Annotated in this window: 25 protein-coding genes; 22 read left to right on the top strand and 3 right to left on the bottom strand. The window is 67.3% G+C overall.

Annotation, left to right across the window (positions count from 1 at the left end):
• Positions 1 to 40: 40 nt before the first annotated feature.
• Positions 41 to 1,591 (bottom strand): ABC transporter substrate-binding protein, encoded by a 1,551-nt coding sequence (locus NK718_RS07215; protein WP_371877242.1) that lies wholly within the window; start codon positions 1,589 to 1,591, stop codon positions 41 to 43.
• 331 nt (positions 1,592 to 1,922) lie between these two features.
• Here NK718_RS07215 and NK718_RS07210 point away from each other — a divergent pair, with 331 nt between their 5' ends.
• Both NK718_RS07210 and NK718_RS07205 read left to right on the top strand, forming a co-directional pair.
• Positions 1,923 to 2,372: a hypothetical protein gene (locus tag NK718_RS07210; RefSeq protein ID WP_254740075.1), complete on the top strand. Its 450-nt coding sequence runs from the start codon at positions 1,923 to 1,925 to the stop codon at positions 2,370 to 2,372.
• A 251-nt stretch (positions 2,373 to 2,623) separates the two neighbouring features.
• Positions 2,624 to 3,082: a response regulator gene (locus NK718_RS07205; RefSeq protein ID WP_254740073.1), complete on the top strand. Its 459-nt coding sequence runs from the start codon at positions 2,624 to 2,626 to the stop codon at positions 3,080 to 3,082.
• A 174-nt stretch (positions 3,083 to 3,256) separates the two neighbouring features.
• Here NK718_RS07205 and NK718_RS07200 read toward each other — a convergent pair whose 3' ends face one another.
• Positions 3,257 to 4,012 (bottom strand): SDR family NAD(P)-dependent oxidoreductase, encoded by a 756-nt coding sequence (locus NK718_RS07200; protein WP_254740071.1) that lies wholly within the window; start codon positions 4,010 to 4,012, stop codon positions 3,257 to 3,259.
• Between the two features lie 329 nt (positions 4,013 to 4,341).
• Between NK718_RS07200 and NK718_RS07195 the strand changes: the two genes are divergently transcribed.
• The 19 genes from NK718_RS07195 to NK718_RS07105 all read left to right on the top strand — a co-directional run bounded on the left by NK718_RS07195 (position 4,342) and on the right by NK718_RS07105 (position 22,849).
• A complete protein-coding gene (locus NK718_RS07195; protein ID WP_254740069.1) occupies positions 4,342 to 4,707 on the top strand; it encodes an NADH-quinone oxidoreductase subunit A in 366 nt (121 codons plus the stop codon).
• Positions 4,698 to 5,282 (top strand): NuoB/complex I 20 kDa subunit family protein, encoded by a 585-nt coding sequence (locus NK718_RS07190; protein WP_254740067.1) that lies wholly within the window; start codon positions 4,698 to 4,700, stop codon positions 5,280 to 5,282. Before NK718_RS07195 ends, NK718_RS07190 begins: the two co-directional genes overlap by 10 nt.
• A gap of 90 nt (positions 5,283 to 5,372) precedes the next feature.
• Entirely contained in the window at positions 5,373 to 5,972 is a 600-nt protein-coding gene (locus NK718_RS07185) for an NADH-quinone oxidoreductase subunit C (protein WP_254740065.1), read from the top strand.
• 21 nt (positions 5,973 to 5,993) lie between these two features.
• Entirely contained in the window at positions 5,994 to 7,184 is a 1,191-nt protein-coding gene (locus tag NK718_RS07180) for an NADH-quinone oxidoreductase subunit D (RefSeq protein ID WP_254740063.1), read from the top strand.
• Positions 7,185 to 7,229: 45 nt separating this feature from the next.
• A complete protein-coding gene (gene nuoE / locus NK718_RS07175) occupies positions 7,230 to 8,159 on the top strand; it encodes an NADH-quinone oxidoreductase subunit NuoE (protein WP_371877239.1) in 930 nt (309 codons plus the stop codon).
• A 5-nt stretch (positions 8,160 to 8,164) separates the two neighbouring features.
• Entirely contained in the window at positions 8,165 to 9,475 is a 1,311-nt protein-coding gene (nuoF, locus tag NK718_RS07170) for an NADH-quinone oxidoreductase subunit NuoF (protein ID WP_254740285.1), read from the top strand.
• 12 nt (positions 9,476 to 9,487) lie between these two features.
• Positions 9,488 to 11,566: an NADH-quinone oxidoreductase subunit NuoG gene (gene nuoG / locus NK718_RS07165; protein WP_254740061.1), complete on the top strand. Its 2,079-nt coding sequence runs from the start codon at positions 9,488 to 9,490 to the stop codon at positions 11,564 to 11,566.
• 13 nt (positions 11,567 to 11,579) lie between these two features.
• Positions 11,580 to 12,608, top strand: a complete 1,029-nt coding sequence (gene nuoH / locus NK718_RS07160) for an NADH-quinone oxidoreductase subunit NuoH (RefSeq protein ID WP_254740059.1) — start codon at positions 11,580 to 11,582, stop codon at positions 12,606 to 12,608.
• 1 nt (position 12,609) lies between these two features.
• Positions 12,610 to 12,855, top strand: a complete 246-nt coding sequence (locus NK718_RS07155; protein WP_254740057.1) for a hypothetical protein — start codon at positions 12,610 to 12,612, stop codon at positions 12,853 to 12,855.
• 60 nt (positions 12,856 to 12,915) lie between these two features.
• Positions 12,916 to 13,404 carry an NADH-quinone oxidoreductase subunit NuoI gene (gene nuoI, locus NK718_RS07150; protein WP_254740055.1) on the top strand — a complete coding sequence of 163 codons (489 nt, stop codon included), beginning with the start codon at positions 12,916 to 12,918 and terminating at the stop codon, positions 13,402 to 13,404.
• A gap of 224 nt (positions 13,405 to 13,628) precedes the next feature.
• Positions 13,629 to 14,243, top strand: a complete 615-nt coding sequence (locus tag NK718_RS07145; RefSeq protein ID WP_254740053.1) for an NADH-quinone oxidoreductase subunit J — start codon at positions 13,629 to 13,631, stop codon at positions 14,241 to 14,243.
• Between the two features lie 7 nt (positions 14,244 to 14,250).
• Positions 14,251 to 14,559 (top strand): NADH-quinone oxidoreductase subunit NuoK, encoded by a 309-nt coding sequence (gene nuoK, locus NK718_RS07140; RefSeq protein ID WP_254740051.1) that lies wholly within the window; start codon positions 14,251 to 14,253, stop codon positions 14,557 to 14,559.
• Between the two features lie 7 nt (positions 14,560 to 14,566).
• Complete coding sequence (gene nuoL / locus NK718_RS07135) at positions 14,567 to 16,591, top strand: NADH-quinone oxidoreductase subunit L (protein ID WP_254740283.1); 2,025 nt, start codon at positions 14,567 to 14,569, stop codon at positions 16,589 to 16,591.
• Position 16,592: 1 nt separating this feature from the next.
• A complete protein-coding gene (locus tag NK718_RS07130) occupies positions 16,593 to 18,104 on the top strand; it encodes an NADH-quinone oxidoreductase subunit M (protein WP_254740049.1) in 1,512 nt (503 codons plus the stop codon).
• A 53-nt stretch (positions 18,105 to 18,157) separates the two neighbouring features.
• The gene (nuoN, locus tag NK718_RS07125; RefSeq protein ID WP_254740047.1) at positions 18,158 to 19,600 is read left to right on the top strand and encodes an NADH-quinone oxidoreductase subunit NuoN; all 1,443 of its coding nucleotides are present in this window, start codon (positions 18,158 to 18,160) and stop codon (positions 19,598 to 19,600) included.
• A 1-nt stretch (position 19,601) separates the two neighbouring features.
• The gene (locus tag NK718_RS07120) at positions 19,602 to 20,420 is read left to right on the top strand and encodes a biotin--[acetyl-CoA-carboxylase] ligase (protein WP_254740045.1); all 819 of its coding nucleotides are present in this window, start codon (positions 19,602 to 19,604) and stop codon (positions 20,418 to 20,420) included.
• Positions 20,420 to 22,090 (top strand): ribonuclease J, encoded by a 1,671-nt coding sequence (locus tag NK718_RS07115; protein ID WP_254740043.1) that lies wholly within the window; start codon positions 20,420 to 20,422, stop codon positions 22,088 to 22,090. The genes NK718_RS07120 and NK718_RS07115 overlap by 1 nt, the downstream gene beginning before the upstream one ends.
• A gap of 86 nt (positions 22,091 to 22,176) precedes the next feature.
• Complete coding sequence (gene mce / locus NK718_RS07110) at positions 22,177 to 22,581, top strand: methylmalonyl-CoA epimerase (protein ID WP_254740041.1); 405 nt, start codon at positions 22,177 to 22,179, stop codon at positions 22,579 to 22,581.
• A gap of 28 nt (positions 22,582 to 22,609) precedes the next feature.
• The gene (locus tag NK718_RS07105) at positions 22,610 to 22,849 is read left to right on the top strand and encodes a DUF1467 family protein (RefSeq protein WP_254740039.1); all 240 of its coding nucleotides are present in this window, start codon (positions 22,610 to 22,612) and stop codon (positions 22,847 to 22,849) included.
• Between the two features lie 31 nt (positions 22,850 to 22,880).
• On the opposite strand, the gene NK718_RS07100 is transcribed toward NK718_RS07105, so the two are convergent.
• Positions 22,881 to 23,066: a hypothetical protein gene (locus NK718_RS07100; RefSeq protein WP_254740037.1), complete on the bottom strand. Its 186-nt coding sequence runs from the start codon at positions 23,064 to 23,066 to the stop codon at positions 22,881 to 22,883.
• A gap of 444 nt (positions 23,067 to 23,510) precedes the next feature.
• On the opposite strand from NK718_RS07100, the gene proS reads away from it, so the two are divergent.
• The gene (proS, locus tag NK718_RS07095; RefSeq protein ID WP_254740035.1) at positions 23,511 to 24,833 is read left to right on the top strand and encodes a proline--tRNA ligase; all 1,323 of its coding nucleotides are present in this window, start codon (positions 23,511 to 23,513) and stop codon (positions 24,831 to 24,833) included.
• Position 24,834: the final 1 nt, after the last annotated feature.

Below are 24,834 nucleotides of genomic sequence, written 5' to 3'. Positions count from 1 at the left end.
GGAGGGAGGGGGAGCGCGGACGCTCCCCCTAAGGCTGCGCCTACTTGATCGAGGCGTTCCAGAAATAGGGCCACGGCGCGGGGACCACCCCGTCCAGCTTCGGCGACTTGGCCGAGAGGGCGTTGAAGTCGCCGATCTTGATGCCGGGCACCTCGGCGTAGATCGCCTTCTGCACTTCCGCCCACAAAGCGGGGCGCTTGGCCGGGTCGGGCTCCGAGTTGAAGGCGTCGACCGTCTTCTTGCGCAGAGGCGTCGACCACCAGCCGGGGGAGGATTCCGACAGCAAGCCGGTCAGCGCGGGCTCGGGCAGGAAGGGCGAGTGGGTGATGTAGATGTCCCACAGCGCGGGGTCGGTGCGCCGCTGGGTCAGCGTCGCCCAGTCCACCACCATCAGCTCGACCGCGAAGCCGGCCTGCTTGAGGTACTCGGCCGCCACCTGCGCCATCTTGTAGTGGAACTCGTACTGGCGGCTGGTGAGGATGCGCAGCGGCTTGCCCTCGGAGCCCGCCTTCTTGAGCAGCGCCTTGGCCTTCTCCGGATCGGCGAGGTTGTAGGCGCCCTCCGTGCCGGCTGTGGTGTGCCAGATATAGTCCTTGGGGAACATCGCCGGGTTGAGGGCGAAGAAGTCCTTGCTGCCGAAGGCGGCGGTCAGCATGTCCTCCTCGCTCAGCGCCGTGCGGACGGCGAGCCGCGCGTCGAGGTTCGACATGATGCCCTGCTTCGTGTTCATCACGAACACCGGCCAGCCGAACGGCTTGAGCAGCACCGGCTCCGTCGTCTTCTGGCCCTGCAGGCGGGAGAAGGCCTCGACCGGCAGCGCGTCGACATAGTCGTACTGGCCGGAGATCGCCCCCTCGATGCGGGTGTTGGCGTCCGGCACCGGGACGAAGCGGATCTCGTCGACGATCTGCTTGCGCGCGCCGCCATAGCCGTCGGGCTCGCCCGAGCGGGACTTGTAGCCGTCATGGCGCACGAGCTGGATGTACTGGTCCGCCTTGCGCTCCTTGAGCTTGTAGGGGCCGGTGCCGACCGGCTCCTTCAGCGGGTTTTCCATCTTCTTGGCCGGCATGATGACGGCGGCGGAGTTGTTGAAGGCGAGCAGCGCCAGCAGCGGCGCGTAGGGCTCCTTCAGCGTCATCCGCACCGTGTTGGCGTCGACGGCTTCGACACCGGCCACAATGCCGGCGGTCTGCTTGCCGCGCGAGGCGAGGTCCATCCAGCGCTTCAGCGAGGCGACGACGTCCTCCGAGGTCATCGTCGAGCCGTCGTGGAAGGTGACGCCCTGGCGCAGCTTGATGGTGTAGACCTTCCCGTCCGCCGAAATCTCGGGCATCGTTTCGGCCAGGAGGGGGGTCACCTTCCAGTTCTTGTCGAAGGTGAACAGCGTCTCGTAGAAGTGCTGCGTGATGATGCCGACGAGGTCGGCGGTGGAGACCATCGGGTCCAGCGTGGGCGGCTCGCCGACGGTCGCCACGTTGACGACCCCGCCCTTGGTCTGGGCCTCGACGGAACCCGTCGGCAGGACGAAGGCGCCGACCATGGCGGCCGTCCCCGCCAGCAAAGCGCGACGCACGGAATTGACGCGACCCATCATGGACCACTCCTCCTCATCGGGGTCTTCAAGACTTCCATAATTTCGGAAGTTGAGTTCTTATTCTGAAATAGTGCCCCATTTGCCCGCCCCGCGTCAATGCGGGGCGGGGAGGGGCGGGAGCGGGCCGGGCAGAGCCGGGCAGGGGGCCGCCCGGTCGTGCGCGGGGCGGGCAAGGCTGGCGAGAGGACTAAAGGCGAGGTCCGGACCCAAAAAGGTCTATCTCTCTGCGCGCGATGTTCTCCCGCCCAATAGCGAGGTGCTTGGACCCTGACATTCGGGGCGGAAAAGGTTAGAGTGCGCGCGGCTCATCCAATACTTGGCACGTAGCATGCACTCGATCGATCAGGCGAAACGCAGGCGGGCGCAAATCGATGTGGCGGCGTTTTTCGCATTTATGTGTCTCTTCATGGGCTTCATCGATGCTATGAAATACTGGGATAGCAAAGACTGGCCGTTGGTTGAGTTCACAATTCTGGAGCGAAATAGTCGATACGACAAAAGTTCGTACAAAAACAGATGGTACACTTACAAAATCGAATATTATTGGTATAAAGACATCAAAAAATCGACGAATTACAATACAGAAAACCCATTTCTTATAATTGGTAATCGATATGATTTCAGATACAATGAAAAACAAAACTTGATAATACGGAACAGTTACTGGTCTTTCTTGTGGCCTGCCGCAGCTTCGATTCTATTCTGGATTGTGATGATGACCAACGAATGGGGCTGGGTGGACCGCTACAAAAAGTGGAAGGCAAAGTACCTCGCATGAGGTGAGCGCGCCCCACTGTGAGAGGCCGACTCACAACGTTTTGAGCCATGCGATGACTTCGGCGCGCGAGTCCCTCAACCCGGAGGCCGGGCCACCCGCGGCGGCAAGCCGGGCGCGCGGCGGCGAGGCCGGGGAGGCCGACGAAAGGCGAAACCGGATCGGACCCGGAAGGGTCAAAAGCGCGGCCGCAGCTTTAGTAAATGGTAACTCCGGACGTGACAGTGTCACACAGTCCGTCCCCCAGGTCCGCCATGCTGAAGCCGCTCCAACTGCCCAACGTTCCCGTGCTGCTCGCGGACGAGAGCGCCTTCGTGCGCCGCACCGTGCGCGCCATGCTGATTCAGTCGGGCATCCGGCAGGTGGTCGAATCCGCCGACGGCGGCGACCTGCTGATCAAGCTGGGGCAGTTCCGGCCGGAGCTGATCGTGATGGACTGGGACCTGCCCGTCCTCGACGGGCCCGACCTCATCGACATGATCCGCAGCCCCGACACCGGCGCCTTCGGCCGCACGCCCATCGTGCTGATGACCTCGCGGCCGACGCCCCGGCTGATGGAGCAGGCGGCGGCGCGCGGCATCCTGATGGTGCTGCGCAAGCCGTTCTCGCCCAAGGTGCTGTGGCAGCGCCTCGCGGCCGTGTTCGAGCCGCATTCGCCGCCGGGCGCCACGCCCGCGCCGGGAGCCCCGGCTGGCGGTGCGCTCGCCGTCTGAGTTGTTCGGGTCGAAAACGGCCGGAACACGTAGTCTTCGCGGAAACGGCCGGGCCTCCATCGAATCGCGGCGGTGTTCCACGCCGGATTTCGGCCGGAAGAGCGCGTGTTCGGGACGGACGACGTCGGAATCGCACGGCGCGGGCGGGCCGCGCGGCCCGCCCGCCCGCAACCCTCAGTAGGTGGCGCGTCCGCCCGACAGGTCGAACACCGCGCCGGTCGTGAACGAGTTGTCCTCGCTCACCAGGAAGGCGATCATCGCCGCCGCCTCCTCCACCTTGAGGAACCGCCCGCGCGGAATCCGCGACAGCATGTAGTCGATATGCTGCTGGCTGATCTGGTCGAAGATCTTGGTCTTGGCCGCCGCCGGAGTGACGCAGTTGACCGCTATGTCCTTGCCGGCCAACTCTTTTCCCAGCGACTTCGTAAGCGCGATCACGCCCGCCTTGGCGGCGGAATAGGCGGCGGCGTTGGGGTTGCCCTCCTTGCCGGCGATCGAGGCGACGTTGACGATCCTCCCGTAATTGCGGGCGATCATCCCCGGCACCACCGCCTTGCAGCAGTAGAAGACGCCGTTGAGGTCGATGTCGACGATGCGCCGCCACTCGTCCAGCGGGTAGTCCACCACCGGCATGGTCGGGCCGGAGATGCCGGCGTTGTTGACCAGGATGTCGATGCGCCCCAGCTCCGCCTCGGTGCGCCGCGCCGCCTCGGCGACCGACGCCGCGTCCGCCTGCTCGCACGTCACGGCGATGACTTTTCCCTTGCCTTCCAGGGACTTGGCGGCTTCGGCCACGAGCGCGGCGTCGCGGTCCCACAGCGCCAGGGTCGCGCCCGAATCGGCCAGCCGGCTCGCCACCGCGTAGCCGATTCCCTGCGCCGCGCCGGTGACGACGGCGACCCGCCCTTGTAGATCGATCCTGTTGGCCATGAGTTTCGCTCCCTGGAAGGAGGCGGACTATGGCCAAACGGTCGGCCCGCGTCGAGGGCGAGTTGAAGCGGAAGCTTGGCGGCGGGGCCGGCGGGCGGCCCGCACCGGCCGAGGCCGGGCTTCGCCGCGCGAACTAGGACCTCTTGCCGTCTTGCGTCGGCCGGTGCGCTGCGATAAGCCTCGCGCGATATTCGGAAAAGGGCTCGAAACACCGCCGAAAACCCGCGATTCCCGCGGCGCCTCCGGTCCTTCCAGCCGAATTTCGTCGAAGGCGGTTCCATTGGGCCCGCCGGCATGTTCCGAGGGGTTTCCCGAGGATCGGAGTTCAGATGTCCGAGCTACTGAAAGACTATCTGCCGCTCGTGATCTTCATGGGTGTCGCGCTGTTCATCGCGCTCGCCCTGATGGTCGCGCCCTTCATCGTGGCCTATTCCCGTCCGGACGCGGAAAAGCTGTCGGCTTACGAGTGCGGCTTCAACGCCTTCGACGACGCGCGCATGAAGTTCGACGTGCGGTTCTACCTCGTTTCGATCCTGTTCATCATCTTCGACCTCGAGGTCGCGTTCCTGTTTCCCTGGGCGGTCGCCTTCAAGGAGGTCGGCTTGTTCGGGTTCTGGTCCATGATGGCGTTCCTCGGCGTGCTCACCATCGGCTTCGTGTACGAGTGGAAAAAGGGAGCTCTGGAATGGGACTGACCGCCGAAGGCACGGGCACGCTGGTCGCCCCCGCGCCGCGCGGGATCATCGATCCCTCCACGGGCAAGCCCGTGGGCGCGAACGACCCGTTCTTCACCGACGTCAACGCCGAGCTGGGCGACAAGGGCTTCATCGTCACCACCACGGACGACCTCATCCAGTGGGCGCGCACCGGCTCGCTGATGTGGATGACGTTCGGCCTGGCGTGCTGCGCCGTGGAGATGATGCAGCTGTCGATGCCGCGCTACGACGTCGAGCGCTTCGGCTTCGCGCCGCGCGCCTCGCCGCGCCAGTCGGATGTGATGATCGTCGCCGGCACGCTGACCAACAAGATGGCCCCCGCGCTGCGCAAGGTCTACGACCAGATGCCCGAGCCGCGCTACGTCATCTCGATGGGGTCGTGCGCCAACGGCGGCGGCTACTACCACTATTCCTACTCGGTCGTGCGCGGCTGCGACCGCATCGTGCCGATCGACGTCTACGTGCCCGGCTGTCCTCCGACGGCGGAGGCGCTCCTCTACGGGGTGCTGCTGCTGCAGAAGAAGATCCGCCGCGTGGGCACGATCGAGCGCTGACCTTTGGCGGTTCGGCCGGGCCGGACCGCTCCTTCCGTGAGGGCGCCGTGTCGCGCGCCGATTTCGACTGACGAAAGAAGATCGTTCGCCATGGATCAGACCCTGACCGAACTCGGCGAAACCATCGCCGGCGCGCTGCCCGGCGCCGTCACCGGCTTCACGGTCGCGCTCGGCGAGCTGACGATCCACGCCGAGGCCGCCGACATCGTCAAGGTGCTGACGACGCTGCGCGACGACCCGCGCTTCCTCTTCGTCAATTTCACCGACCTCGCCGGCGTCGACTATCCGAAGCGGCCCAAGCGCTTCGACGTGGTGTGGCACCTGCTGTCGCCGAAGTTCAACCGCCGCATCCGCATCAAGGTGCAGACGGACGAGGCCACGCCGGTGCCCTCGACGATCGGCGTGTTCCCGGCCTCCAACTGGTTCGAGCGCGAGGCGTACGACCTCTACGGCATCCTGTTCTCGGGCCATCCGGACCTGCGCCGCATCCTCACCGACTACGGCTTCGAGGGGCACCCGCTGCGCAAGGACTTCCCGCTGACCGGCTTCGTCGAGGTGCGCTACGACGACGAGCAGAAGCGCGTCATCTACGAGCCCGTGAGGCTCACCCAGGAATTCAGGCAGTTCGACTTCCTCTCGCCGTGGGAGGGCACGGATTACGTGCTCCCGGGCGACGAGAAGGCACAGTGAGCGGACGGTCGAGGACACCCCATGGCTGAACAATCGGTCCGCAACTTCTCCATCAACTTCGGCCCGCAACATCCTGCGGCGCACGGCGTTTTGCGCCTCGTGCTTGAGCTGGACGGCGAGGTGGTCGAGCGCGTCGACCCGCATATCGGCCTGCTGCATCGCGGCACCGAGAAGCTGATCGAGGCGAAGACCTACATCCAGGCGCTGCCCTATTTCGACCGGCTCGACTATGTCGCGCCGATGAACCAGGAACACGCCTACTGTCTGGCCGTCGAAAAGCTGCTGGGCATCGAGGTTCCCAAGCGCGCGCAGCTCATCCGCGTGCTCTATTCCGAGATCGGCCGGCTGCTGTCGCACCTGCTCAACGTGACGACCCAGGCGATGGACGTCGGCGCGCTCACGCCGCCCCTGTGGGGCTTCGAGGAGCGCGAGAAGCTGATGATCTTCTACGAGCACGCCTCGGGCTCGCGCATGCACGCGGCGTATTTCCGGCCGGGCGGCGTGCGGCTCGACCTCGCGCCGAAGCTGCTCGACGACATCTGGAACTTCTGCGACCCGTTCCTGAAGGTGCTCGACGACCTCGACGAGCTCGTCATGGGCAACCGCATCTTCAAGCAGCGCAACGTCGACATCGGCGTCATTCCGCTCGACGAGTGCTGGGCCTGGGGCTTCTCGGGCGTGATGGTGCGCGGCTCCGGGGCGGCGTGGGACCTGCGCAAGGCGCAGCCCTACGAGTGCTACGAGGAGCTGGAGTTCGACATCCCGGTCGGCAAGAACGGCGACAACTACGACCGGCAGCTGATCCGCATGGAAGAAATGCGGCAGTCGGTCCGCATCATGAAGCAGTGCCTCGAGCGGCTGCGCTCGCCGGGCGGGCAGGGGCCCGTGCAGACCGACGACGGCAAGATCGCCCCGCCGCGCCGGGGCGAGATGAAGCGCTCGATGGAAGCGCTCATCCACCACTTCAAGCTCTACACCGAGGGCTTCCACGTGCCGGAAGGCGACGTGTACGCCGCCGTCGAGGCGCCGAAGGGCGAGTTCGGCGTGTACCTGGTCTCGGACGGCACCAACAAGCCCTATCGCTGCAAGATCCGCGCTCCCGGCTTCGCCCATCTGCAGGCGATGGATCACATGAACCGGGGCCACATGCTGGCCGACGTCTCGGCGATCCTGGGATCGCTCGACATCGTGTTCGGCGAGGTAGACCGCTGATGCTCGCCCGCCGGTTGAACCCGGCCGGGCCGGAATGAGGACGACATGTCAGTCAGACGCCTAGCTGCGCAGCAGCCCGAGAGCTTCGCCTTCTCGCCGGAGAACCTGGCCTGGGCGCAGACGCAGATCGCCAAGTTCCCGGCCGGCCGCCAGGCCTCCGCCGTGATCCCGTTGTTGTGGCGGGCGCAGGAGCAGCACGACTACTGGCTGCCGAGGGCGGCCATCGAGTACGTCGCGAAGATGCTCGACATGCCGGTGATCCGGGTGCTCGAAGTCGCGACCTTCTACACCATGTTCAACCTGTCGCCGGTCGGCCGCTACTTCATCCAGCTGTGCGGCACCACGCCGTGCCGGCTGCGCGGCGCGGACGACATCGTCGCGGTATGCAAGAGCCGCATCGGCGAGCAGAGCACGGTGACGGCGGACGGCATGTTCTCCTGGCTGGAGGTCGAGTGCCTCGGCGCGTGCTGCAACGCCCCGATGGTGCAGATCAACAACGACTACTACGAGGACCTGACGCCCGAGAGCTTCAACAAGCTGCTCGACGACCTCGCCGCTGGCCGCCCCGTCCAGAAGGGGCCCCAGAACGGCCGCCACGCCTCAGAGCCGGAGAGCGCGGTCAAGACGCTCCAGGATCCCGCGCTCTACGACGGCTCGGTCGTCGGGGCGTGGAAGAAGCGCTTCGAGGAAGAGGAAGCCCGCGCGCGCCAGGCCGCCGCCGACAAGGAGGCCGCCGACCGCGCGCTCGCCGCGCAGGCCGCGGCCGAGCCTCGCCCCGGCAAGCCCGACGCCACGCGGCCGCAGCAGGCCGCCGCCGACACGCCGGCCGACCGCGTCGCCGCCGGCAAGGCCCCGGTGGCCCCGACCGAGCGCGCCAAGGCCGCCGATCCCGCCAAGAAGCTCTCCGACAAGCCGACGTCCAAGCTGAAGGACGCCAAGGCGGAGACCGGCAAGTCCGACGAGTCGAAGGGCTGATGACGATGCTGCACGATAGGGATCGCATCTTCACGAACCTCTACGGGCTTCAGTCCCCGGGGCTCGAGGCCGCGAAAATGCGCGGCGCGTGGGACGGCACCAAGTTCCTGCTCGAAAAGGGCAGGGACTGGATTGTCGACGAGATGAAGAAGTCCGGCCTGCGCGGGCGCGGCGGCGCGGGCTTCCCCACCGGCCTGAAGTGGTCGTTCATGCCCAAGCAGTCGGACGGGCGGCCGCATTACCTCGTGGTCAATGCCGACGAGTCCGAGCCCGGCACCTGCAAGGACCGGGAGATCATGCGGCATGACCCGCACCTCCTGATCGAAGGCTGCCTGATCGCCTCGTTCTCGATGGGCGCGAACGCCTGCTACATCTACATCCGCGGCGAGTACATCGCCGAGCGCGAGGCGCTGCAGCGGGCCGTCGACGAGGCCTACGCGGCTAATCTCGTGGGCAAGAACAACGTGCATGGCTGGCCGTTCGACATCTACGTGTCGCATGGCGCCGGCGCCTATATCTGCGGCGAGGAGACCGCGCTGCTCGAAAGCCTCGAGGGCAAGAAGGGCATGCCGCGGCTGAAGCCGCCGTTCCCGGCCAACATGGGTCTCTATGGCTGTCCGACCACCGTCAACAACGTCGAGTCGATCGCCGTCGCCGGCACCATTTTGCGGCGCGGCGCGGCCTGGTTCGCCGGAATCGGGCGGCCGAACAATGTCGGAACCAAGCTGTTTTGCGTCTCCGGGCACGTCAACAAGCCCTGCAACGTCGAGGAGGCGATGGGGCTCACGTTCCGTGAGCTCATCGACACGCATTGCGGCGGCATTCGCGGGGGCTGGGACAATCTGCTGGCGGTGATTCCGGGCGGCTCGTCTGTGCCGCTGGTGCCGGCCGAGCAGATCGCCGACGCCTACATGGACTTCGACACGCTGCGCAACCTCAAGTCGGGCCTCGGCACGGCGGCGGTGATCGTGATGGACAAGTCCACCGACATCGTGCGCGCGATCGCCCGCATCTCGTACTTCTACAAGCACGAGAGCTGCGGGCAGTGCACCCCCTGCCGCGAGGGAACGGGGTGGATGTGGCGCGTGCTGAACCGCATGGCCGAGGGCCGCGCCCAGAAGCGCGAGATCGACATGCTGCTCGAGGTCACCACCCAGGTGGAGGGCCACACGATCTGCGCGCTGGGCGACGCGGCCGCCTGGCCGGTGCAGGGGCTCATCCGCCACTTCCGTCACGAGATCGAGAAGCGGATCGACGATTACTCGGCGAACCCGCATTCGGAGCCGGCGAGCGCCTTCGGCGTGGCGGCGGAATAAGAGAGAACACCGATGACCAAGCTCATCGTCGACGGCATCGAGGTTGACGTCCCGGCCGACTACACGCTGCTCCAAGCCTGCGAACAGGCCGGGGCGGAGGTGCCGCGCTTCTGCTTCCACGAGCGCCTGTCGATCGCCGGCAATTGCCGCATGTGCCTCGTCGAGGTGAAAGGCGCGCCCAAGCCCGTCGCGTCCTGCGCCTGGGGCGTGCGCGACTGCCGCCCCGGCCCGAACGGCGAGCCGCCCGTCATCTCGACCCGCTCGCCGATGGTCAAGAAGGCCCGCGAAGGGGTGATGGAGTTCCTGCTCATCAACCACCCGCTGGATTGCCCGATCTGCGACCAGGGCGGCGAGTGCGACCTGCAGGACCAGGCGATGGCCTACGGCGTCGACTCCTCGCGCTTCGCCGAGAACAAGCGCGCCGTCGAGGACAAGTATATCGGCCCGCTGGTCAAGACGCAGATGAACCGCTGCATCCAGTGCACGCGCTGCGTCCGCTTCACGACGGAGGTCGCCGGCGTCGCCGACCTCGGCGCCATCGGCCGCGGCGAGGACATGGAGATCACCTCCTACCTCGAGAACGCCATGCGCTCCGAGCTGCAGGGCAACGTCATCGACCTGTGCCCGGTCGGCGCGCTGACCTCCAAGCCCTACGCCTTCAAGGCGCGCCCGTGGGAGCTCTCGAAGACCGAGTCGGTCGACGTGATGGACGCGGTCGGCTCCAACATCCGCGTCGACGCGCGCGGCCGCGAGGTGATGCGCATCCTGCCCCGCCTGCACGAGGCGGTGAACGAGGAGTGGATCTCCGATAAGACCCGCTTCATCTGGGACGGGTTGAAGACGCAGCGCCTGGACCGGCCTTATGTGCGCGAGAACGGTCGGCTGCGGCCTGCCTCCTGGGCCGAGGCCTTCGCCGCCATCGCGGCGCGCGTCAAGTCGGCTCGCCCTGAGCGCGTCGGCTTCATCGCCGGCGATCTCGCGTCCGTCGAGGAGATGTTCGCGCTCAAGGCCCTGGCCGACAAGCTCGGCAGCGCCAACATCGACGGACGGCAGGACGGAACGGCGCTCGATCCGCGCTTCGGCCGCGCCTCCTACCTGTTCAACGCCTCCATCGTCGGCATCGAGGAGGCGGACGCCATCCTGCTCGTCGGGACGAACCCGCGGCGCGAAGCCCCGGTTCTGAACGCGCGCATTCGCAAGCGCTGGCGGATGGGCCAGCTGCAGGTCGGCGTGATCGGCGAGAACGCCGACCTCACCTACGACACGCAGGCGCTCGGCGCGGGCGCGGAGACGCTGGCCGAGATCGCCTCGGGCGCGCACTCGTTCGCCGGCGTGCTGAAGGCGGCGCAGAAGCCGCTGATCGTGGTCGGCCAGGGCGCCATCAGCGGGGAGGGCGGGCTCGCCGTGCTCTCGCTCGCCGCCAAGGCGGCGCTCGCGGTCGGCGCGGTCAAGGACGGCTGGAACGGTTTCAGCGTGCTGCACACCGCGGCCGCGCGGGTCGGCGCGCTCGATCTCGGCCTCGTGCCGGGGCAGGGCGGCCTCGACGCGGCGGCGATGGCGAAGGCGGGCGCGCTCGACGTGGTGTTCCTGCTCGGGGCGGACGAGATCGCGGTTGAGCCGGGCGCCTTCGTCGTCTACCAGGGCACGCACGGCGACCGCGGCGCGCACCGCGCCGACGTCATCCTTCCGGGCGCGGCCTACACCGAGAAGGCCGGCAGCTACGTCAACACGGAAGGCCGCGTCCAGCTCGGCAACCGCGCCGGTTTCCCGCCGGGCGACGCCCGCGAGGACTGGGCCATCCTGCGCGCGCTCTCCGACGTGCTCGGCGCGAGGCTGGCCTTCGACTCGCTGCAGCAGCTGCGCAAGGCGCTCTACGAGGCCCACCCGCACTTCGCGTCGATCGACACGGTCGCGCCGGCCGACGCGTCCGGGCTGGCCGCGCTGGCCGAGGTCGGCGGCGCGCTGCCGCGCGGGCCGTTCCGCGGCGCGGTCGAGGACCTCTATCTGACCAACCCGATCGCGCGCGCGTCCGCGGTCATGGCCGAATGTTCGGCCCTCGCGAAGGGGGCCGTGCCCCTGGCGGCCGAGTGACGGAGACCAGGTGATGGAATCGTTTTTCGACAGCACCCTGTTCTACGTGATCAAGACGGCCGTGCTGAGCGTGGTCGTCCTGGCGCTGCTCCTGGTCTACATCGCCTTCGCGCTGCTGGCCGACCGCAAGATCTGGGCGGCGGTGCAGTTGCGGCGCGGCCCCAACGTGGTCGGGCCGTGGGGTATGTTCCAGTCCTTCGCGGACCTGCTGAAATTCGTCCTGAAGGAGCCGGTGATCCCATCGGGGGCGAACAAGGGCGTGTTCCTGCTCGCGCCGATCGTCACCGCGACGCTGGCGCTGTCGGCCTGGGCCGTGGTGCCGCTGGCGGAAGGCTGGGCCATCGCCGACCTGAATGTCGGCGTGCTCTACATCTTCGCCATCTCCTCGCTGGGCGTGTACGGCGTCATCATGGCGGGCTGGGCGTCCAACTCGAAGTACCCGTTCCTCGGCGCGCTGCGCTCGGCGGCGCAGATGGTCTCTTACGAGGTGTCGATCGGCTTCGTGATCATCACCGTGCTGCTGTGCGTCGGCTCGCTCAACCTCAGCGCCATTGTCGAGGCCCAGAACAACCGGTTCGGCATGTTCGGCTGGTTCTGGCTGCCGCTGTTCCCGATGTTCGTGATCTTCTTCATCTCGGCGCTGGCGGAGACCAACCGTCCGCCCTTCGACCTGCCGGAGGCGGAGTCGGAACTGGTGGCCGGCTACATGGTCGAGTACTCGTCCACGCCCTATCTGCTCTTCATGCTGGGCGAGTACGTGGCGATCATGACCATGTGCGCGCTGACCACGATCCTGTTCCTCGGAGGCTGGCTGCCGCCCTTCAACGTGCCGCCGCTGAACTGGGTGCCGGGCATCGTGTGGTTCATCCTGAAGGCGTCGGCGGTCTTCTTCATGTTCGCGATGGTGAAGGCGTTCGTGCCGCGCTACCGCTACGACCAGCTGATGCGGCTGGGCTGGAAGGTGTTCCTGCCGCTGTCGCTCGCCATGGTGGTGATCGTGGCGGGCGTGCTGCAGTTCACCGGCTGGGCGCCGGGGCACTGAGGTGGAGTTCGCGGTTCCCGGGCTGATCGGCGCGGCCATCGGGCTCGCGCTGGGCTATGTCGACTACCGGGTGGTTTCGGGGGTGGTCGAAGGCAAGCTGCGCAAGCTGGACCGCTCGGCGGGGCCGGCCGAGCGGGAGAGGTTCGAGGGCAAGATCAGGATCATGAGGGCCCTGTTCCTGCTCATGACTGTGGGTGTGTTCCCGGTGATCGGCTACCTGATGGGTGTGACGGTCGCGGGCCGGTGAAATCGCCGCTGCCGCGGCGCGGATGACGAGAACGGCGCGCACGCGCCGGAGGATTGGACGATGAGGCTCGACCAGGCTGCGAAATCGCTTCTGCTGAAGGAGTTCGTCGGGGCATTCGTGCTGTCGATGCGCTACTTCTTCAAGCCGAAGGCGACGCTGAACTACCCCTACGAGCGTGGCCAGACGTCGCCGCGCTTCCGGGGCGAGCACGCGCTGCGCCGATATCCCAACGGCGAGGAGCGCTGCATCGCCTGCAAGCTGTGCGAGGCGATCTGCCCGGCCCAGGCCATCACCATCGAGGCCGGCCCGCGCCGCAACGACGGCACGCGGCGCACGACGCGCTACGACATCGATATGACGAAGTGCATCTATTGCGGCTTCTGCCAGGAGGCCTGCCCAGTCGACGCCATCGTCGAGGGGCCGAACATGGAATTCGCCACCGAGACCCGCGAGGAGCTCTTCTACGACAAGAGCAAGCTGCTGGAGAACGGGGCGCGCTGGGAGCGCGAACTCGCCGCCAATATCCGGCGGGACGCGCCCTACCGGTAGGGTTCGGAATCGGGCCCGCCGCCGGTCCGCGGGGGCCGGCGACTTGCCCTAAGTCGGGTTGTCGCCCTCCTGAACGGGGGATATAGACGGGCCGACGCGGATTCCCGGGCATTGTCCGGGGGTTGCAGGAAGGGACCGCCGCAAGGCGGGGACGACGACAGGCGGGCCGTCCGGCGCGCCGCAACAGACACGGAGGCCGCCTCGGCGGCCGGGGGCGACCTCGCATGAACGCGGCTGCGGCCTTTTTCTATCTCTTCTCCGCCGTGACGGTGGGCTCCGCCGTGATGGTCATCGGATCGCGGAACCCCGTCCATTCGGTCCTGTTCCTGATCCTGGCCTTCGTCAACGCGGCCGGCCTCTTCCTGCTCATGGGCGCGGAGTTCCTCGCCATGATCCTGGTGGTGGTCTATGTCGGCGCGGTGGCCGTGCTGTTCCTGTTCGTCGTCATGATGCTGGACGTCGACTTCGCGGAGCTGCGCCAGGGCTTCCAGAACTACCTGCCGATCGGCGCGCTGCTGGGGGCGGTGCTGCTGATCGAGCTCGTGCTGGTGGCGACCACGTATGTCGCGCAGCCCATCGGCGCGCGCCCCGCGGCAATGGCGCCCGCCAACGCGACGCTGCTCACCAACACCGAGGCGATCGGCCGGGTGCTGTACACGCAGTACGTCTACTACTTCCAGGCCGCCGGCCTCGTGCTGCTGGTGGCGATGATCGGCGCGATCGTGCTGACGCTGCGCCACAAGGCCGGCGTGCGCCGGCAGGACATCGCGCGGCAGAACGCGCGCACCAAGGAAACCGCCATCGAGGTCCGCAAGGTCCCGTCGCGGCAGGGAGTTTGAGGACGCCATGGTTATCGGTCTCAGCCATTACCTGACGGTGGCGGCGATCCTGTTCACGCTCGGCGTGATCGGCATCTTCATCAATCGCAAGAACGTCATCGTAATCCTGATGTCGGTCGAGTTGATCCTGCTCTCGGTCAACATCAACCTGGTGGCGTTCTCGACGTTCAGCGGCGACCTCGTCGGCCAGATCTTCGCCTTGCTGATCCTGACGGTGGCGGCGGCGGAGGCGGCGATCGGTCTCGCCATCCTCGTCGTCTACTACCGCAACCGCGGCTCCATCGCGGTTGAAGACATCAATATGATGAAGGGCTGATCCCGTGTTGTACAAGGCGATCGTCTTCCTGCCGCTGATCGGTTTCTTCATTGCTGGCCTGTTCGGGCGGTACATCGGGGCGCGGGCGAGCGAGGTGGTCACCACCGCGCTGCTGATGGCGGCCGCGGCGCTGTCCTGGTTCGCTTTCTTCGCGGTCGGCTACGGGCATCAGGTCGAGCATGTCCAGGTGATGCGCTGGATGTCCTCCGGCGGGCTGGTCGTCGACTGGGCGTTCCGGATCGACACGCTGACGGCGGTGATGCTGATCGTGGTCAACACGGTGTCGTCGCTCGTGCACCTCTACTCGATCGGCTACATGAACGAGGACCCCGACCGTCCCCGTTTCTTCGCCTACCTGTCGCTGTTCACCTTCGCGATGCTGATGCTCGTGACGGCCGACAACCTGGTCCAGATGTTCTTCGGCTGGGAAGGCGTGGGCCTGGCCTCGTATCTGCTGATCGGCTTCTGGTACCAGAAGCCCTCGGCCGTCGCCGCCGCCATGAAGGCCTTCATCGTCAACCGCGTCGGCGATTTCGGCTTCGCGCTCGGCATCTTCCTGGTGTTCGTGCTGTTCGGCTCGGTGGCCTTCGCCGACATCTTCCCCAAGGCGGAGGAGGTGGCGAAGACCACGTTCCACTTCATCGGCTACGACTGGAACGCCATCACCATCGCCTGCCTGCTGCTGTTCATGGGCGCGATGGGCAAGTCGGCGCAGTTCCTGCTGCACACCTGGCTGCCGGACGCGATGGAGGGCCCGACCCCCGTTTCCGCGCTCATCCACGCGGCGACCATGGTCACCGCCGGCGTCTTCATGGTGGCGCGGCTGTCGCCGCTGTTCGAGCTGTCGCCGGTGGCGATGGGTGCGGTGCTGGTCGTCGGCGCGACGACGGCGTTCTTCGCCGGAACGGTCGGCCTGGTGCAGAACGACATCAAGCGCGTGATCGCCTATTCCACCTGCTCGCAGCTTGGCTACATGTTCGTCGCGCTGGGAGCGGGGGCGTTCGGCGCGGGCATCTTCCACCTGTTCACCCACGCCTTCTTCAAGGCCCTGCTGTTCCTCGGCGCCGGCTCGGTCATCCACGCGATGCACCACGAACAGGACATCCGCCACATGGGCGGACTGGCGCGCAAGATCCCGTTCACGACGGCGATGATGGCCATCGGCACGCTCGCGCTGACCGGCTTCCCGCTGACGGCGGGGTACTTCTCGAAGGACGCCATCATCGAGTCGGCCTACGCGACCCACGTGTTCGGCAACAGCTACGGCTTCATCCTGCTGGTGATCACGGCCGGGCTGACCTCGTTCTATTCGTGGCGGCTGTTCTTCCTGACGTTCATGGGCCAGCCGCGCTGGGATACGGCGCATGGGCACGACCCGCACGTGCATCACGCGCAGGCGGAGGACGACACGCACGGCTCTCACGCGCATGGCGACGACGCGGGCGACGCCCACGACGCTCATGGCCATGGCCATGGGGCGCACGAGCCGCACGAATCGCCGCTGACCATGTTGGTGCCGCTGGCGGTTCTGGCGCTGGGCGCGCTGGCGGCCGGCCTCGCCTTCAACGGCGCGTTCCTCGGCCACGACGCCGAGCACTTCTGGAACGGCGCGCTGGTGCTTCCGGAACACGAGGAGCACCCGCCTGTCTGGGTGGTGTGGGCGCCGACCGTGGCGATGGTGATCGGCTTCGCCGTGTCCTGGCTGTTCTACATCAAGGCGCCGCACCTGCCGCGCGCGCTCGCCGAGAGCCAGCCGGGCCTCTACAAGTTCCTGCTGAACAAGTGGTACTTCGACGAGCTCTACGACGTCATCTTCGTGCGCACCGCGAAGTGGATCGGCCGCTTCCTGTGGAAGAAGGGCGACGGCGCGGTGATTGACGGCATGGGTCCCGACGGGGTCTCCGCCCGCGTCGTGGACATCACCCAGGCCGTGGTGCGGCTGCAGACCGGCTATGTCTACCATTACGCCTTCGCGATGCTGATCGGCGTGGCGGCCCTTGTCACCTGGTACATGCTGGGCGGAGCGCACTGAGATGACCGACCACCTTCTCCTGGGGCTGCTCGTCCTGCCGCTGGCCGGCGCCCTGTTCATCCTGATGGTCGGCGACGACACCGAGGCGGGGCGCACGAACATCCGCTGGATCGCGCTCGCGGCCACGGTCATCACCTTCCTGCTGTCGCTCGTCGCCTGGGGCCGCTTCGATCCGGCCAACCCGGCCTTCCAGCTCGTCGAGGAGTGGAGCTGGCTGTCGGAGACGATCCGCTTCAAGCTGGGCGTCGACGGCTTCTCGATGCCGTTCGTGCTGCTCACCACGTTCCTGATGCCGTTCTGCATCGTGGCCTCGTGGGTGAACGTCGAGAAGCGCGTGAAGGAGTACTTCATCGCGTTCCTCGTGCTCGAGACGCTAATGATCGGCGTGTTCGCCGCGCTCGACCTCGTGGCGTTCTACCTGTTCTTCGAGGCCGGCCTGATCCCGATGTTCCTGATCATCGGCATCTGGGGCGGCAAGCGCCGCATCTACGCGAGCTTCAAGTTCTTCCTGTACACGCTGGTCGGCTCGCTGCTGATGCTGCTCGCCGTGATGGCGATGTACTGGGACGCCGGCACGACGGACATCCCGACGCTGCTGACGCACAAGTTTCCGCACGGCATGCAGTTCTGGCTGTGGCTCGCCTTCTTCGCGTCGTTCGCGGTGAAGATGCCGATGTGGCCGGTCCACACCTGGCTGCCCGACGCGCACGTCGAGGCGCCCACGGCGGGCTCGGTGATTCTGGCCGCGATCCTGCTGAAGATGGGCGGCTACGGGTTCATCCGCTTCTCGATCCCGATGTTCCCGGACGCCTCGCTCTATTTCGCGCCGTTCGTGTTCGCCCTCTCCGTCATCGCCATCGTCTACACGTCGCTGGTGGCGCTGATGCAGGAGGACATCAAGAAGCTCATCGCCTACTCCTCTGTGGCGCACATGGGCTTCGTCACGATGGGCCTGTTCACCTTGACGCAGCAGGGCATCCAGGGCGCGATGTTCCAGATGGTCAGCCACGGCATCGTGTCCGGCGCGCTCTTCCTGTGCGTCGGCGTGGTCTACGACCGCCTGCACACCCGCGAGATCGCCGCCTATGGCGGGCTGGCCGCGCGCATGCCGCTCTATGCCGTGGCCATGATGGTGTTCACCATGGCCAATGTCGGCCTGCCGGGGACGTCCGGGTTCGTCGGCGAGTTCCTGACGCTGCTCGGGGCCTTCCGGTCCAACACCTGGGTGGCGTTCTTCGCCACCACCGGCGTCATCCTCTCCGCGGCCTACGCGCTGTGGCTCTATGCCCGCGTGCTGTTCGGGCCGCTGGAGAAGCCCGCTCTGATGCAGATGCCGGACCTGTCGGCGCGCGAGGTGGCGGTGCTGCTGCCGCTCATCCTGCTCACCGTCTATTACGGCGTGCATCCCGCGCCCGTGCTGGACGCGTTCGCCGCCTCCACGGAAGCCCTGCTCAAGGGCACGCAGGCCGCCCTCGGCGCCGCCGCGCAGACGGCGTCGCTGGTCGCCCACTGAACGAAGCCGTCGAAACGTCACGCGCCTCGCGCCAATTGGTTGAAGGTTGATCGATGCCTGGGATCCATGCCGCCGTACCGGCCTTCGGCCCCGCCCTTCCGGAGATCCTGCTCGCCGTGGGCGCGCTGGTGCTCGTGCTGGTCGGCGCCATCCGCGGCGAGAGGTCGGCCGCTTCCGTTTCGGCCGGCGGGCTCGTGCTGCTGCTGGCGGCGCTGGTCGTCGTGGCGATGCAGCCGGCCGGCAAGGTGGTGACGTTCAACGGCTCCTTCATCGTCGACGGCTTCGCCCGCTTCATGAAGGTGGCGACGCTCATCGGCTCCATCGTCACGCTGGCGATGTCCGGCGAGTTCCTGCGGGGTGAGCGGACCGACCGGTTCGAGTTCCCGATCCTCGTCGTGCTCTCGACGCTCGGCATGATGATGCTGATCTCGGCCGGCGACCTCATCGCGCTCTATCTCGGCCTCGAGCTGATGAGCCTGTCGCTCTACGTCGTGGCGGCCATCCATCGCGACAACGAGCGCTCGTCCGAGGCGGGACTGAAATACTTCGTCCTCGGCGCGCTGTCGTCCGGCATGCTGCTCTACGGCGCCTCGATCGTCTACGGAATGACCGGCTCGGTGACCTTCCAGGGCATCGCCGCAGCGCTGTCGGGCAACGGTTCGATCGGCGTCGTCTTCGGCCTCGTCTTCGTGCTCGCCGGATTGGCGTTCAAGATCTCGGCCGTGCCGTTCCACATGTGGACGCCGGACGTCTACGAGGGCGCGCCCACGCCGGTGACCGCCTTCTTCGCGTCCGCGCCGAAGATGGCGGCGATGGCCGTGCTGCTGCGCGTGGTCATCACCGCCTTCCCCGGCATCACCGGCCAGTGGCAGCAGATCATCGTGTTCATCGCCATCGCGTCGATGGCGCTCGGCGCGTTCGCCGCCATCGGCCAGCGCAACATCAAGCGACTGATGGCGTACTCGTCCATCGGCCACATGGGCTTTGCGCTGGTGGGTCTCGCCCCCGGCTCGGTGGAAGGCGTGCAGGGCGTCGCCATCTACATGGCGATCTACCTCACCATGACGCTCGGCACCTTCGCCTGCATTCTCGCCATGCGCGTCCAGGACCGCTACGTCGAGACGGTGGACGACCTCGCCGGCCTTGGCCGCAACAACCCGGCGATGGCCTTCGTGCTCGCGATGCTGATGTTCTCGCTGGCCGGCATTCCGCCGCTCGCGGGTTTCTTCGCCAAGTGGTACGTGTTCTCCGCCGCGATCAACGCCCATCTCTATGGCCTCGCCGTGATCGGCGTGCTGACCAGCGCGGTCGGCGCGTTCTACTACCTGCGTATCGTCAAGGTGATGTACTTCGACGAGCCACGCGAGGCGTTCCAGCCGATGAGCCTGACGCTGAAAACGGTGATCGGCGTGTCCGGCGCGTTCAACCTGGCGTTCTGGATCTTCCCGGCTCCGCTCGTGACGGCGGCATTGGTCGCCGCCAGGTCGCTGTTCTGACGTGGGGCCGATCGAGGCGGCTCTGTCGACCGGCTATCGCGCCGAGCTGCACGAGCGGCTCGGCTCCACCAATGACGAGGCGATGCGGCGGGCCCGCGAGGGCGACCCCGGCCGCCTGTGGATCATCGCCCGCCAGCAGGAGCAGGGCAGGGGACGCCACGGCCGCAACTGGGTGTCGCCGCCGGGCAATCTCTATGCGAGCCTGCTGCTTGTCGAGCCGGCGCCGGCCGGCGTGGCCCCGCAACTCGGCTTCGTCGCCGGCGCCGCGCTGCATCGCAGCGTGGCGGGCCTGATCGGCCCGGCCTCGGCCGGGCTCAGCCTCAAATGGCCCAACGACCTGCTGCTCGACGGCGCAAAATGCGCGGGTATCCTCGTGGAAGGCGTGTCGTGGCCCGGCGCTGGGCTGCGCGCGGTCGTGATCGGCATGGGCGTCAACCTCGCCCATCATCCGGAGACGGCGCTCTACCCTGCGACTGACCTGGCCGTGCGCGGCTTCGCCGTGTCGGTCGAGGACGCCGCCGCGGCGCTGGTGCGCAACATGGCGGCGGCGATCGAATTGTGGAACCGGGGCGCCGGTTTCGCGGCGATCCGGGCCGACTGGCTGGCGCGGGCGGGCGGCGTCGGCGGGCCGGTGAGGGTGCGGCTGCCGGGCGGCGAGCGCCGTGGTGTATTCAAGGGTCTTGCCGAGGATGGCAGCCTGCTTCTGGACGAAGGCGGCGTCGTCGCCGCGATCCGGGCGGGCGACGTGTTCCTCGGCGCGGACGGGTCGGCCGTGGGGGCGGGCGCCCGGTCCGAAACACATGAAGGAGCTGGGTTGTAATGGTGCGTGGAGCGGACGAGCTGGTTTTCCTGCCCCTGGGCGGCGTCGGCGAGATCGGAATGAACGCGAGCCTCTACGGGTTCGGGCCGCCGCGCGACCGCAAGTGGATCCTGGTCGACTGCGGCGTGAGCTTCGCGGGCGAGGACCTGCCCGGCATCGACCTGATCCTGCCGGACCTGCGGTTCATCGAGGAGCAGCGTCACAACCTGCTCGGAATTGTCATCACCCACGCCCACGAGGACCATATCGGCGCGCTGATGGACCTCTGGCCCCGGCTGCAGGCCCCCGTCTACGCCACGCAGTTCGCGGCGAGCCTTCTCGAGATCCGCCGCTTCTCCGAGCCGGGCGCGCGGAAGGTGCCGATCAACGTCGTGAATCGCGGCTCGCGCGTCACGCTCGGCCCCTTCGAAATCGAGTTCATCGCGATGGCGCACTCGATCCCGGAATCGACGGCGCTGGCCATCCGCACGCCGGCGGGGACGGTGCTGCACACCGGCGACTGGAAGATCGATCCCACGCCCGGCGCGGGCTGGGCCACCGACGAGGCGCGCCTGCGCGAAATCGGCGACGAGGGCGTGCGCGCCATGGTGTGCGACTCCACCAACGTCGTGCGCGGCGGCGAGAGCCCGAGCGAGGCCGACGTCGCCGCCACGCTGCGCGACATCATGGCCGGCGCCAAGCATCGCGTGGCGGTGACCACCTTCGCCTCCAACGTCGCCCGCATCAGAGCGGTGGCCGAGGCGGCGCTCGCTTGCGGGCGCGAAGTGGTCGCGGTCGGCCGCGCCATGGACAGGGTCGTGCAGGTCGCGGCGGAATGCGGCTATCTCGACGGCCTGCCGCCGTTCCGCAGTTCCGAGACCTACGGCTATCTTCCGCGCGACAAGGTCGTCGCCCTGCTCACCGGCAGCCAGGGCGAGCCGCGCGCCGCGCTGGCGCGGGTGGCGGAGGACCAGCACCCCGACATCACGCTCGCGCCGGGGGACCTCGTCATCCTGTCGTCGCGCACCATCCCGGGCAACGAGAAGGCGGTCGGCCGCATCGTCAACGCCCTCATCCGCCAGGGCGTCGAGATCATCACCGACCGCACCCACATGGTGCATGTCTCGGGGCATCCGCGCCGCGGCGAGCTGGAGCAGCTCTACCGCTGGGTGCGGCCCCGCGTCGCCGTGCCGGTGCATGGCGAGGCGCTTCACCTGCACGAGCACGCGGCGCTGGCGCGTTCGCTGGGCGTGGATGAAGTGATCGAGGCGACCGACGGCGACCTCATGCTGCTCGGTCCCGGCCAGGCGGGCGTGATCGACAAGGTGTCGTGCGGCCGGCTCTACAAGGACGGCTCCCTGCTGATCCATGCGGGCGACTCCACGGTGCAGGAGCGCCGCCGCCTGTCCTTCGGCGGCCTGGTGTCGGTGGCCATCGCGCTCGACACGCGCGGCGACCTCGTCGGCGACCCCGCGTTCGAGATCTCCGGCCTGCCGCAGGTGACGCGCGACCGCACGCCGTTCGAGGACGTGATCGAGGAGGCGATCCTCAACGTCATCAACGGGCTGCCGAAGGCGCGCCGGCGCGATCCGGACCTGGTCGAGAACGCCGTCGAGCGCGCCGTCCGCGCCGCCGTGGGCGACGCGTGGGGCAAGAAGCCGAGCTGCCACGTTCACGTCCTGGTCGTCTGAGGGCACGGCCTCTCCGAAAGGCGGAGGGGTCAAATGGCGCGGCTCCGGCTAGATTGCGCGGCCAGTCGGGCAGGCAGGAGGCTTTCATGATCGGTCGTCTCAACCATGTCGCCATCGCGGTCCGCGATCTGGAGGCGGCGTCGCGGCTCTACCGGGATACGCTCGGCGCGTCCGTGTCCGCGCCGCTGGCGCAGCCCGAGCATGGCGTCACGGTCGTCTTCGTCGAGTTGCCCAATACCAAGATCGAGTTTCTGGAGCCGCTGGGGGCGTCGTCGCCCATCGCCAGGTTCCTGGACAAGAACCCGGACGGCGGCATTCATCACGTGTGCTACGAAGTGGACGACATCCTGGCCGCGCGCGACAGGTTGAAGGCCGGCGGCGCGCGCGTTCTGGGAGACGGGGAGCCGCGCACCGGCGCGCACGGCAAGCCGGTGCTGTTCCTCCACCCGAAGGACTTCAACGGGACGCTCGTCGAACTCGAGCAGGCCTGACATGAGACGGGCTTAACACGGAGACCACATGGGCCTCAGCGGCGCGATCGCGCTCTACTTCATCGTCTGGTGGCTGACGCTGTTCGCCATGCTGCCGATCGGCGTTCGCGCCCAGCACGAGCCTGGCGCCGACAACGCGGCGGAGCCGGTCAGCGGCTCCGATCCGGGCGCGCCGCGCCTGCCCATGATGGGCAAGAAGATTGTCTGGACCACGCTCGCGGCGATCCCGGTCACGGCGGCGTTGTATTACTGGTTCACCTGGATCTGAGGCTTCCGGGAGGGCCCGCCGGGCGCGTCGATCAGGTCGTCAAGGCCGCGATCTGGCTGAAGAACTTCGCCCGCAACTGCGGGCCAACGCGCAAGTCCTCGTGAAGCAACGACCAAGTGTTCGCTCGGGAAGTTTGGTCGCCGAGTCTTGGTTTGGCCGCCCCGCCAAGAAAAAAAGGCAAGGCTTTCGCCTTGCCTTTCAGGTCAGTGTCGACCATCCGATGCGTCAGCCATAAAGGCGCCGCCACTCTGGATGACCCAGACGCCCTCTTGAAGCGTTCTGGCTGTCTTCCTCCCAAGACTTGGACCCGAGCCCTTGTACCGGTTGCTCCGGCAGCGAGCCTGTTCTGTCTGGCTTTGACTCATAGCCCACGGAATTGGCCCTGTCACCCATTTGTGCACGACCTGCCTCGAAAATGATGCCGCTCGCCGGCCGCTCCCTCCGGGGTCTGTCGAGGCGCGCCGAAAGCGCCGACGGCGGGGGCAGTCACCGCCTCTTTTGAAGGCACGGCCAAGCTCGCGCCACATTCCCTCGGAACCCTGTGAACGCTCCCGACGTCCCCGGGGCGGCTTGTGTTTTGCGCGTCGATGGTTTTCATGAACGACGTCAGGAGACGCGCCCCGAATCCGGGCCGTCGCAGCCAGAGCGATTCCACGATCCCATGCGCCTTTCCCGCTATTTCCTCCCGATCCTGCGCGAGACCCCGAAGGAAGCCGAGATCGTCTCGCATCGGCTGATGCTGCGGGCGGGCCTCATCCGCCAGGAGGCGGCGGGCATCTATGCCTGGCTGCCGGCGGGCCTGCGTGTGCTCAACAAGATCAACGCCATCGTGCGCGAGGAGCAGAACCGTTCCGGCGCCATCGAGCTGCTGATGCCGACCATCCAGTCGGCCGACCTGTGGCGCGAGTCCGGCCGCTACGAGGCCTACGGCAAGGAAATGCTGCGCATCAAGGATCGGCACGAGCGCGACATGCTGTTCGGGCCGACCAACGAGGAGATGATCACGGAGATCTTCCGCGCCTATGTGCGGTCCTACAAGGATCTTCCGCTCAATCTCTACCACATCCAGTGGAAGTTCCGGGACGAGGTGCGGCCGCGCTTCGGCGTCATGCGCTCGCGCGAGTTCCTGATGAAGGACGCCTACTCGTTCGACCTGGACAAGGACGCCGCGCGTCACTCCTACAACAAGATGTTCGTGGCTTACCTGCGGACCTTCCAGCGCCTCGGCCTGACGTCCATCCCGATGCGCGCCGACACCGGTCCCATCGGCGGCGACCTCAGCCACGAGTTCATCATCCTGGCCTCCACCGGCGAGAGCGAGGTGTATTGCGACCGCTCGGTGCTGGACCTGCCGGTGCCCGGCGCGGACACGAATTTCGACGACCCGGCGGCGCTGCAGTCGATCGTCGAGGCGTGGACGACGCCCTACGCCGCGACCAGCGAGATGCACGACGCCGCCGCCTTCGAGGCGATCCCCGGCGAGCGCAAGGTCAGCGCGCGCGGCATCGAGGTCGGCCACATCTTCTATTTCGGCACCAAGTACTCCGCGCCGATGAAAGCCATGGTCAGCGGGCCGGACGGCGTCGAGCGGCCGGTTCATATGGGCTCCTACGGCATCGGGCCGTCGCGCCTCGCGGCGGCGCTGATCGAGGCCTCGCACGACGAGGCGGGGATCATCTGGCCGGACGCCGTCGCTCCCTTCAGGGTGGCGCTGCTCAACCTCAAGGTCGGCGACAGCGGCACCGACGCGGCGTGCGAGACGATCTACCGGGCGCTGGGCGCGCGCGGGGTCGACGTGCTCTACGACGACCGCGAGGAGCGCCCCGGCGCGAAGTTCGCGACGGCCGACCTCGTCGGCATGCCCTGGCAGGTCCTGGTCGGGCCGAAGGGCCTCGCCGAGGGCAAGGTCGAACTGAAACGCCGCGCCACGGGCGAGCGCACGCTCGTCACCGTGGAGGACGCGGTGGCGCTGCTGTCGGCCTGAC

It is taken from the genome of Alsobacter ponti, assembly GCF_024294805.1.
Taxonomy (GTDB): Bacteria; Pseudomonadota; Alphaproteobacteria; order Rhizobiales; family Beijerinckiaceae; genus Alsobacter; species Alsobacter ponti.
This window is presented reverse-complemented; position numbering and strand designations above follow the sequence as displayed.